This window comes from Streptomyces sp. HSW2009 (genome assembly GCF_040240285.1).
Classification (GTDB): Bacteria; Actinomycetota; Actinomycetes; order Streptomycetales; family Streptomycetaceae; genus Streptomyces.
The window spans coordinates 1-1572 of sequence record NZ_JBEHZD010000959.1 but is presented as its reverse complement, the minus strand read 5'-3'; the positions used below and the strand labels follow the sequence as shown (position 1 = coordinate 1572).

The window sequence follows — 1572 nt, the reverse complement described above, 5'->3', positions numbered from 1 at the left end:
GGGGGGGGGGGGGGGGGGGGGGGGGGGGGCGGGGGGGGGGGGCGCGCCCCCCCCCCCCCCCGGGGCAGGGCGGTGCGGGGCGGGGAAGTGACCCCGCACCGTCAACAAGGGCCCGCACCCCGGGTGCGCGCCCGAAGACCAGTCGTACGCTGGAGGCATGTACGCCCGGCGGCGACGTGGCTACTTCCTCATGATGGGCGCGTGCCTGACGCTCTTCGTCCTGGCATGGGCCGTGGTCAGGCTGTGGTCGATCCCGGTGGCCGTGGGCATGTGCGTGGTGGCGATGGTGATCCCGCCCCTCGCGGCGATCGTCGCCAACCGGCGCGGGCCCGACGACCACTGGTTCGACGAACCCGGCGGCACGCCGCCGCCCGAGCAGCGCGGCGGCCCCGATACGCGTCCGGGTCCACACCCGGGTGCACGCCCGCCCTCCGCACCGGCCCCCGGGCCGGCCCCCGACACCGCGCCCGACCTGGGCCGCTCTTCCCCCGACCGACGTCCCGCGCCCGGCCGGAAGCACGCCGGCACCCGGGGCCCCGGCTCCCGCACCGGCGACGCCCAGTCCGACGCCTGGTGGGACGAGCTCGACGGGAAGCACCATCGGTGAGCGTGGGTGAGCGTGCGCGGGCGCCCGGCGGGGGCTCCGGCACAGCCAGGGCCGGCGCATACGGGCCCTGACGCGTACGGGCTCGGGCCCGTACGGACCTCGGCGCGTACGGCGAGGGCTTGGGTGCGTGGGGTCGCGACCGCGCTCCGGCCGGCCGGCCCGCGTACGGCCGCGGCGGGTGGGGGTGACGGCTGGCGCGGTTAGTAGACCAGCGCCTGGACCCCGTCCGGCATGATCTCGCTCACGAACATCTGGGCGCCGGCGATGCGGGCGCCCTCGATCAGGTCGGACTCCTCGATCTCGCGGCGGGCCGCGCACTGCGTGCAGACGGTGATGGCGCCGCCGCCGCTCTGGATGGAGTCGATCAGGTCGGGCAGCGGCGCGGCGTGCGGCAGCGTGAACTCGGCCGCCCGGCCCGGCAGCGCGAACCAGGTCGCCTCGCCCGTCAGCCAGAGCGAGACCTCGACGCCGCTGGCCACGGCGACGGCCGCCACCGTGAACGCCTGCGAGCACCGCTCGGGCGCGTCCGCGCCCGCCGTCACCTTGATCACGAGCTTCTTCGCCATGCGCTCACTGTAAGCGCGCCCCCGGGGGCGACCGCGCGGCCGGGGCCCGTACGCGCGGGGACGGCGGGTGGCAGCCGGGCAGGCCGGCGGGCGCCCCGCGGAGGACGGGCGCCGACCTGCGGCGGGACGGGGCGGTGGACCTCACAGCGCCGGCCGGTCGGGCGCGGACTAGACTCGGGCCCGGTCCGTTACACCACACTGTGTCCGAGGAGCGCGCTCGTGCTTGAGACAGTCTTCACCCTGCTGCTGGTCCTGATGGCCGTGCTCATCGCCGCCTTCGCGGGGCTCACCCTGTTCAAGCTGTACCAGGGCCAGCGCTGACGGACCCGTCGGCCCCCGCCCCCCCCCCCCCCCGGGCCCCCCCCCCCCCCCGGCCCCCCCCCCCCCCCCCCGCCGCCC

2 protein-coding genes are annotated in these 1572 nt (G+C 77.9%); one reads left to right on the top strand and one right to left on the bottom strand.

Annotated features, from left to right (window positions below; translation table 11 throughout):
* Positions 1-157 precede the first annotated feature (157 nt).
* On the top strand, positions 158-607 hold the full coding sequence (locus AAHZ94_RS33840; protein ID WP_349997522.1) for a DUF3099 domain-containing protein: 450 nt from the start codon (positions 158-160) through the stop codon (positions 605-607).
* A gap of 200 nt (positions 608-807) precedes the next feature.
* Here the strand turns inward: AAHZ94_RS33840 and AAHZ94_RS33835 are convergent, their stop codons facing one another.
* Complete coding sequence (locus tag AAHZ94_RS33835) at positions 808-1173, bottom strand: DsrE family protein (protein WP_349997521.1); 366 nt, start codon at positions 1171-1173, stop codon at positions 808-810.
* Positions 1174-1572: the final 399 nt, after the last annotated feature.